Raw genomic sequence first — 7,266 nt, forward strand, 5'->3', positions numbered from 1 at the left:
GAAGAGAACCACAGAGCCGGCAGGAACATGGATACGCCGAAAAGGAGCTTGCAATCAGCTCCGCGATCAGAGAACCCCATCTGGCTTCTCTCGTTGCAAGGATCGAGCGGCGCAGCGTTGCTTCATATCGTTGGAAGATGGGAGCGCATACGGAATCTCGTTTGCCGGCGGACTTGAAGCGCCCTCAGCCCTGCGCCACGCCCCAAATCTCCACGTTGCCCCAAATCTTGGGCTGCGGTATGAGCGTCATGGGCGGAAGCGCTCCACCCACGCAATCGGCGATGGTCTTGGTGAAAGCGACCGTCTCGGCTTCAGTGCCGGTCGAAGCGAAATAGCAGACCATCAGCTTTAAGTCCGCAGGCGCCCTCCCGAAGGGCCGCAGGAGGTCTTGGATATAGCCCATGGTGAAGCGGGTCTGCGCCAGGAGTTGACCATCCATGACGATCACAAATTTGTTGCCGTACGGACGCTTGGGCCACTGGCCGCCGAGCCAAACCGTATTGCGCAGCCCGATGGCTTGGCGGTAAGGCACAGGGGACGTCCAATCCCACACGCGCTCAGGCCAATGGTCCTCGCGCGGGATGTATTTGTCGTAGCCGTTACGCCGCTCGCGCATGGCCATGACCTCGACCTTGGTCAGGGCCTCCTTTGGGTTGAGACGGTGGCACGAAAGCCCCGTTGCGACCGGCCCGGGCTCCCGAAAATGGCTCATTCGCGCCTTCGCCATCGCCTCCCCGTCTTCGTTGGTACCTAAATTGTAGCCCTCCATCTTAACGCAGTCCTGGAAGGAGGCGCCGAGTGCGGCCAGCGTCTCCGCATGTCTCTCCATGATGAAGTGGCTCTGGGCCACCCCATCGCCGGGATGGCGCACCACGCCATCCGCGTCCTCCGCCGTGCGATTGGCCAGGGCGATAAACTCACCCGCTCGCAGGCCTCCAGTGACGGTCCGTCCCCGGAAGAGCGCCCGTCTCTCGGGCGGCACGGGCCGCGCCACCGATCGGATGTCGGCGTGCGTCCGCCAACCGCGCTGGGCAATGGCCTGGATTTGGATCGTCTGGCCAGAGAAAGGCTGCAAGGGCTCTGGCAGCGTGCTGATCACGGGCATGGGGTCCGCCTTGAAGAAGCGGGCCACTGCCGCGATCACCTCCCAGTCGTCGCGTTCGGCGGTATAATGCGCCTTGAGCCGCACCACGTCGTCGAGGGTGCAGGATTCGGTGGCGAGCGCATCCGCCAGGTTCGCCATCGCGCCATCGATCTGTCTGTCGAGGTCGCCCGGGTTGCGAATCCGTCCCGCTGTGTCGAAATCACCCGCGCCGCCGACGAAGCTCAAAACGCCGGCACTGGCGGACAAGTGGTGGGTGCGCGCGATCGGCAGATGCCACATACTGGGCACGGTCATGTTCTTTCCCAATTCCCCTCGCAGGCATGGTCCGTTGGTCTTAGGCCGGCGCACTACATGTTGCCGCGGACATGGACTTTGAACGACGCACGCACGGCATCGAATGAAATGCATTGCTGGAACTGTAGTAAATCGAGCGCCCGAACAGCGCTAGCCCTGTCGTATTATGAGAATCTTAGAATCATTATGCTGATGGTTGAGGAGAGCGGTTGACCTGCTGGGCGCCTGTGGCCGCCAGCTCGCCCTGCGTCGCGAGCTTGCGCCAGTGGAACAGCTGATTGGGTTGGACGCCGTTGCGCCGGGCGACAAGCCTCACCGTCACGTCCGGCGCGCAGGTTTCCTCGACCATCAACAGCTTCTCGGCCGTCGACCATCGTCGCCGACGCTCGCGACCGTTCAGGATCTCAATCTTCGGATTGCTACCAGTCATAGACGCGACATTACTCGCCAAGGGCGAGGTCGTGGCAACATCGGAATATCGCGCGCTCCAGAACCAGGTGCGCGAGTGCCTGCTGGCAAAAAGACGATTAAGCTGAGATCCTCAAGGACGCTCTTGAAGCGGCCGCGGGCTCAAAAACAGATGTTTCGGTCGCTTTCGTGGCCGAAGGACGGTTCCTGATGAAGGCGATGTGCGAGACGATTGGCGTCGCCCGCTTCAATATCGCCGGATGTTCGAAGGGCCGTGGATCAGGCCGAATTGGCGGTCCTCCCGAGTCCGATGGCGAAATGGTCGGCGGATTCGAGGAGATCATTAAGACGCTGCCGACCTATGGCTACCGCCGCGTTCACGCCGTGCTGCGCAGGAAGGCCCGCGCCGCAGGCTGACCGGCGCCCCATCGCTGATAGCGGCGCGGACGGCTGCGCGGTCGCGAGTGATGCCGATATAATCGTCAAAGGCAGCCGCGACGTCGAGTATGGCCACGAAACTCAATCTGACCACCGGCAGAAATGGACTTATCGTCGACCTCGTCATCGAAGCCGGCAACCCGGCCTACAGCGAGCGCTTGCTGCCAATGCTGGAGCGCCACATCGCCTTCTATGGCGAGGCGCCGCGCCAGGCGGTGGCCCACCGCGGCTATGCAAGCCGCGCCGATCTGAGCGGAGCCATAGCCTGGGGTGTACGCGACATGGCCTTCCACAAGAAGAGCGGCAGGGGGTAAAAGGGGGAACGCAATCATGCGATCGGTCGATCACGCGGCGGACGCACCACTGCTTCTCGCCCTTCCTCTACCGCGACCGGTCAAGACGGGATGCGAAGGGTATTGCGCGGCTTCTACATCTGGGCTGATTCCGCCCGGTGCACTGCAAATCCGTCTCCGCGCAAGAGATTCGCGCCCTGCTCGGTGCGCGCAAGGCCATCCAGCAGGGCATGATCGCTCGCGATTGTCGCTGCGCGGCCTGCTCCGGAACTTTGGCCTGAAAATAGGGGCGATCTCACGCGACCGCTTGACATACGAATGCGCGAGTTGGTGGATGGCAATGCCATGCTCACGGCGGCGAGCGATCCCATGCTGAGGGCCAGAGCCAGCCTGCGCACGGAACTGGCTGCGCTCGAACGGTCGGTTCGACTGCTCACCAAAGAGGACCCGGTGTGCAGATTGCTGATGACCATGCCGGGAATAGGCGCCGTGGTCGCGCTTTTCTTCCGATCTGCAATCGATGATCCCGCCCGTTTCTCTTCTTCCAAGAAAGTCGGTCCCTGGGTCGGGCTCACACCATCTCGGCATCAGTCGGGAGAGCGTGACGTGACAGGTGGTATCACCCGTGCGGGCGACGCCAATCTACGAAGGGCCCTGTGCCAAGCGGCTACAGTGATGATGAACCGCGGACGCCCCTCATGGCTCAGGACGTGGGCTGTGCAAGTCAAGAAACGGCGAGGCACAAAAAGGGCGATGGTTGCCCTGGCCCGTCGGATCGGTGTTGTGCTCCATCGTACGTGGAGCGATGCCACAGAGTTCCGGGTCGACGCTGCAGCGCAGACCGCTCGAGCATGACAGATCAAATGCTTGCAGGAGCGCTCAACTGATGGCTGCATGATTGCAGCCCTTCGAGGTCCCTACCGGGACGCGGTCTCCGATGATGCCGTGGTCAGGACTGTCGCCGGCCTCCGGTCGCCCACGCTTATGAGATGGGCAATCGGGTTACCGCACTGGACCAGCATCATGATGGCAGCCATCGCGCTGACCACTCACCGAAGCATGAACCCGGGGGCCTCAGAAGAAGGGACGCGAACAGCGCTCTCATCGCGATCACGCGCTCGGAATGAACAGGTTCTCAATCGGCCGACACAGTGTGTTGCCGAACCCACTCGCTGCGTGTCTTTTGGACTTGACTGCACCGGCCCCGTTACCGAGTCCGAGATCGCAGCGATCAAGAGTGTGAGCGCGGTGCCGGCAGAAGATCAGCGTTCGTCATCGTTGCCATCCCCCGTTGCGACGCTGGCGGCCCGCAGTCGAATGTTGACCAGATGCGTGATGATCTTGGCCCGCTTGGTCTGGGGTACGGTCGCATCGAGATCGTCGAAGCAGCGCGTCAGCAAATGTCGAAGCTGCCATATGCTTCAAGCTTCTTCGGCTTTGCTAACGAGCCGGCACTACGGCTCGCCGAGGAGCTGGTTCGGCTATCAGCTGAAAGCCTTCAACACGTTTTCTTTACGCTTGGCGGCTCGGACGCGGTCGACTCGACGCTGAAAATAATCCGTTATTTCTTCAACGTCACAAGCCGGCCCGAGAAGAAACACGTCATTGGGCTTGAACGAGGCTATCATGGGGTGAGTTCGGCCGGTGCCGGTCTGACCGGTCTTTCAAACTGTCACCTGTTTTTGATCTTCCGCTGCCGTACCAACATCATATCCCGTCTCACTGTCCGTATCGCAGTACATATGGCAGCACGGATGCCGAAATCATCAACGGTAGCATCGATGCGCGCTACAAGCCAAGGTCGCCGAGCTCGGCGGTTCCTCCAAAGTGGCGGCCTTTTTCTGTGAGCCGGTGCAGGGCTCCGGAGGCGTGATCGTGCCGCCAGAGGGATGGCTGGCCGCCATGCGTGACGCCACCCTTGATCGTCAGCGAGGATGACGTTGACCAAATGCTGGAGCGGTTGGACCGTGCTATCCATGCGGCTAAAATCGAGCTGGACGCAGCGTGACATGCGTTTGCTCGGCCGATGAGCAGAGCCGCCTAAGGAGGTCGCGTTCGACAATGGTGAGGCGCGCACCATGGAAAGGCCTTCCTCATGTCGGTGTGACCAGTGGCCAGCCACACCCGAACGCCAGTCTGGACCGGAATCATCCCTGGCGCGCCAAGCCGGAAGGTATCGCGATACGAGGCGATGGTGTTGGAGCTTACGCCTCGATGTCGCATGAGCCGATCGGTGAACCACCGCTCGATCAGCACGGCCAGATCGTTCGAGGCGCTCATGAGCGAACCTCCCACCGCTTATCCAGCAGTCGCGCCGCATGGGTCATCAGTTCCGGCGCGGCGGATAGATACCAGTAGGTGTCGCGAACATTGGCGTGGCCGAGAAAGGTCGAGAGGACCGGCAGTTCCCGCTCGACATCTTCGCCCGCACGATACCAGTTGGTCAGGGCCTGGACGGCGAAACGGTGACGAAGATCGTGAATCCGCGGACCATTGCGCTGCCCCCGCTGCCGCAGACCGATCTGTCGCGACAGCTGCCAGAACACCCGGTGCACGGTTGGTGCAGCATCTGCCGCCCTGCTCGACGACAAAGAAATATGAAATAGGGGCTACGAGGCGCGACGAGATGCGCGTCGCGTCGCGCGGCACAATCCGGTGGCGACGGTGCCGACGCGCGGCACCAGCACCCTGGCTTCGGCGCACATGCCGGCGTCGCCCGATAGGAACACCGAAGGCACGCCGTAGCGGGCGCGCACAGCGCGTTGAGCGTGTATTCGGACACCACCTCGCCATTGATCAGGAGACGCCACACCCTGCCGTTCAACGTATGCGCCAGCGGGTTGGTGTCGGTGCCCGCCTTGTTGTTGAGGCTGCCGAAAAGCCATCGTCGATGCCGAACATCATCATGTCGGGGTGGCCGCTCCAGCCCCTGATGATTTGGACATAGGCCGGCAGCTTCGACAGGATCAGGTTGCGCCCCGTGGAATGCGCGTCCCTTACGACCACCTCGCGCGCACCGGCAGCCCTGGCGCCCATGGCAGGCAGCCACGAGTTCGTGGTCATGTATTCTCGGAATTCGTAATAGGCGGCGTTACCCTTCCGGGCCTCGTCACACACGGTGATGCCGGCGGTGCCTTCGATGTCGGCGCTGATGAACACTTTCATGATAGTATTCCTTCGTTCTAGAGAAGCTCGAAAATCGACTGCAAGAGCTTGTCGATCTGGGCCGGGGAATGCTCGCAAAACACCGCCAGTCGCATGGTTGCCTCGTCAGACGCGTCGGAAGTTCCGCCGGCCTGCTGCACCCTGACGATGATATCGCGCTCGGCAAGGCGATCGCGCAGCCGCTCCAGATCGGTAACGCCCTTGATGGTGACGATCGGCACAGGGGTATCGGCGCCCAGGGACTGCGTGTATTTGCTCGGATTCTTGTCGTAGGTCGCCATATCGCGGCGACTTAGCGCACAAATGGTGGATGTCCGGAATCGGCAGGTTCCACATCGCAGGCGCTGTCACGGCTCTGCTCCTGAGAGACTAGTCGATCGATCTAGGGCACAAGGCGGTCGAATTTCTTCGCCCGAGCCGGGCCCTCGGCGAGTCACGCACCGTTCTTTCTCTTGTCGCTTGTGGGCGACCATATTGATGAGGTGAGCACTTGTTTGAACTGCGTGAGATTTGTGCCTCTCCACCAGCCGAGGACTTGGTAGTGTGCGTCGGTCGGCATACAGACCATGCCATCCGTAGGCGCGGCGTCCCATGGGCAGGCGGACATGGCGACGATGCAACCATTTCCGCTCGCAGCACGACAAATCTCCCGGCTTCGACAAGGGTTCAGCCCAGTTCACCGATCCATCAAGCGCCACCGGAAAATTCATCCAGAGGTTCAGCGGACTGGGCGCTTGATCGACTTTCGCAAGATCCGCGCACCGAAGGCGGCGTCATGGGCGTGCTATGCTTTAGCGCGAAATATCACCTGCTTCGTAATACTGCTCTTCCTAGTCGAGGAGGAGGGCACCTGCGGCCATCGTTGCGGCGCTGGCTCGCAGGCACCGAAGAATTCGGCGGCAGCCTGGTCTATAATCCGGCAATGCCGGTCGGAATTCGGCAGAGGCTCCGCACCTGAGCTGGACCGACAGAGCTTACAAACTGGGCGACGGCGTCAACATAGAACTGGCCGGCAACCGCTATAAGTACACTGCACCTCTTTCACAAACGATCTCGGTGGGCGAGCCCATCCAGGCTCTCGCGGACCTTCATGCAATGATCCTCGAGGGCATTGAATCCGCCATCGCGCAGATCAAGCCGGGCAATGTCTGCGGAACTTTTCTGATGCCTTCCAGCAGGTAATCGTGCCGCGGGGATACACGAAGACTTCGCGCCTTGGTTACTCAATCGGTATCGATTGGATCCAGTGCACACGCAGCAGGAGGTCGAAAACTGCTGCCTATGAACGCGATGCTGATCCCGGAAAGACGCATACCACCTCGTGATACCGGACGGTTGCCGCAAACTTTGCAATGGACTCCTTACCGTGCGGCCCTAGTCGCGCGGCAGGAACGCCGAATATCGGTCGAGGAAGCCTACGAAAGCCTCTACGAATGCCTCGCAGTCTTCATCCCTTGTGGCCAGCGAGAGATTGATTGTGCCGCGCCGCGGGGTGTAGAAGCCGCGCAGCAGCATATCGAGATGAAAGAGCTTCCGTTGCGTCGGGGTGGTCGTGATCTCGGT

At 61.2% G+C, this 7,266-nt stretch carries 9 protein-coding genes and 5 pseudogenes; 5 read left to right on the plus strand and 9 right to left on the minus strand.

From position 1 onward, the window contains the following. Positions 1 to 184 precede the first annotated feature (184 nt). Together AC0L3N_RS33210 and AC0L3N_RS33215 are read right to left on the minus strand one after the other, a co-directional pair. A complete protein-coding gene (locus AC0L3N_RS33210) occupies positions 185 to 1,399 on the minus strand; it encodes a RidA family protein (RefSeq protein WP_473551857.1) in 1,215 nt (404 codons plus the stop codon). 214 nt (positions 1,400 to 1,613) lie between these two features. Then, a pseudogene (locus tag AC0L3N_RS33215) lies at positions 1,614 to 1,829 on the minus strand (transposase); the annotation flags it as partial. A 167-nt stretch (positions 1,830 to 1,996) separates the two neighbouring features. Here AC0L3N_RS33215 and AC0L3N_RS33220 point away from each other — a divergent pair. Both AC0L3N_RS33220 and AC0L3N_RS33225 read left to right on the plus strand, forming a co-directional pair. Further along, complete coding sequence (locus AC0L3N_RS33220) at positions 1,997 to 2,224, plus strand: hypothetical protein (RefSeq protein WP_473551860.1); 228 nt, start codon at positions 1,997 to 1,999, stop codon at positions 2,222 to 2,224. 49 nt (positions 2,225 to 2,273) lie between these two features. Further along, positions 2,274 to 2,550: pseudogene (locus AC0L3N_RS33225) on the plus strand (ISNCY family transposase); the annotation flags it as partial. A gap of 122 nt (positions 2,551 to 2,672) precedes the next feature. On the opposite strand, the gene AC0L3N_RS33230 reads toward AC0L3N_RS33225, so the two are convergent. After that, a complete protein-coding gene (locus AC0L3N_RS33230; protein ID WP_473551870.1) occupies positions 2,673 to 3,086 on the minus strand; it encodes a hypothetical protein in 414 nt (137 codons plus the stop codon). Here AC0L3N_RS33230 and AC0L3N_RS33235 point away from each other — a divergent pair. Continuing rightward, complete coding sequence (locus tag AC0L3N_RS33235; protein WP_473551867.1) at positions 3,010 to 3,393, plus strand: transposase; 384 nt, start codon at positions 3,010 to 3,012, stop codon at positions 3,391 to 3,393. The genes AC0L3N_RS33230 and AC0L3N_RS33235 overlap by 77 nt on opposite strands. 473 nt (positions 3,394 to 3,866) lie before the next feature. After that, on the plus strand, positions 3,867 to 4,385 hold the full coding sequence (locus tag AC0L3N_RS33240; protein WP_473551862.1) for an aminotransferase class III-fold pyridoxal phosphate-dependent enzyme: 519 nt from the start codon (positions 3,867 to 3,869) through the stop codon (positions 4,383 to 4,385). 316 nt (positions 4,386 to 4,701) lie between these two features. Here the strand turns inward: AC0L3N_RS33240 and AC0L3N_RS33245 are convergent. The 5 genes and pseudogenes from AC0L3N_RS33245 to AC0L3N_RS33265 form a co-directional block, all read right to left on the minus strand. Beyond that, positions 4,702 to 4,818, minus strand: a pseudogene (locus AC0L3N_RS33245) (integrase); the annotation flags it as partial. Then, the gene (locus tag AC0L3N_RS33250; protein WP_473551872.1) at positions 4,815 to 5,084 is read right to left on the minus strand and encodes a site-specific integrase; all 270 of its coding nucleotides are present in this window, start codon (positions 5,082 to 5,084) and stop codon (positions 4,815 to 4,817) included. The gene AC0L3N_RS33250 and the pseudogene AC0L3N_RS33245, both read right to left, overlap by 4 nt. A gap of 63 nt (positions 5,085 to 5,147) precedes the next feature. Then, positions 5,148 to 5,294: a hypothetical protein gene (locus AC0L3N_RS33255; protein WP_473551873.1), complete on the minus strand. Its 147-nt coding sequence runs from the start codon at positions 5,292 to 5,294 to the stop codon at positions 5,148 to 5,150. Between the two features lie 64 nt (positions 5,295 to 5,358). Next, entirely contained in the window at positions 5,359 to 5,703 is a 345-nt protein-coding gene (locus AC0L3N_RS33260; RefSeq protein WP_473551864.1) for a M55 family metallopeptidase, read from the minus strand. A 17-nt stretch (positions 5,704 to 5,720) separates the two neighbouring features. Continuing rightward, positions 5,721 to 5,984 carry a hypothetical protein gene (locus AC0L3N_RS33265; protein ID WP_473551865.1) on the minus strand — a complete coding sequence of 88 codons (264 nt, stop codon included), beginning with the start codon at positions 5,982 to 5,984 and terminating at the stop codon, positions 5,721 to 5,723. Between the two features lie 667 nt (positions 5,985 to 6,651). On the opposite strand from AC0L3N_RS33265, the pseudogene AC0L3N_RS33270 reads away from it, so the two are divergent. Next, positions 6,652 to 6,885, plus strand: a pseudogene (locus tag AC0L3N_RS33270) (M24 family metallopeptidase); the annotation flags it as partial. Between the two features lie 192 nt (positions 6,886 to 7,077). Here the strand turns inward: AC0L3N_RS33270 and AC0L3N_RS33275 are convergent. Then, positions 7,078 to 7,266, minus strand: a pseudogene (locus tag AC0L3N_RS33275) (hypothetical protein); the annotation flags it as partial.

It is taken from the genome of Mesorhizobium sp. WSM4807, assembly GCF_055811615.1.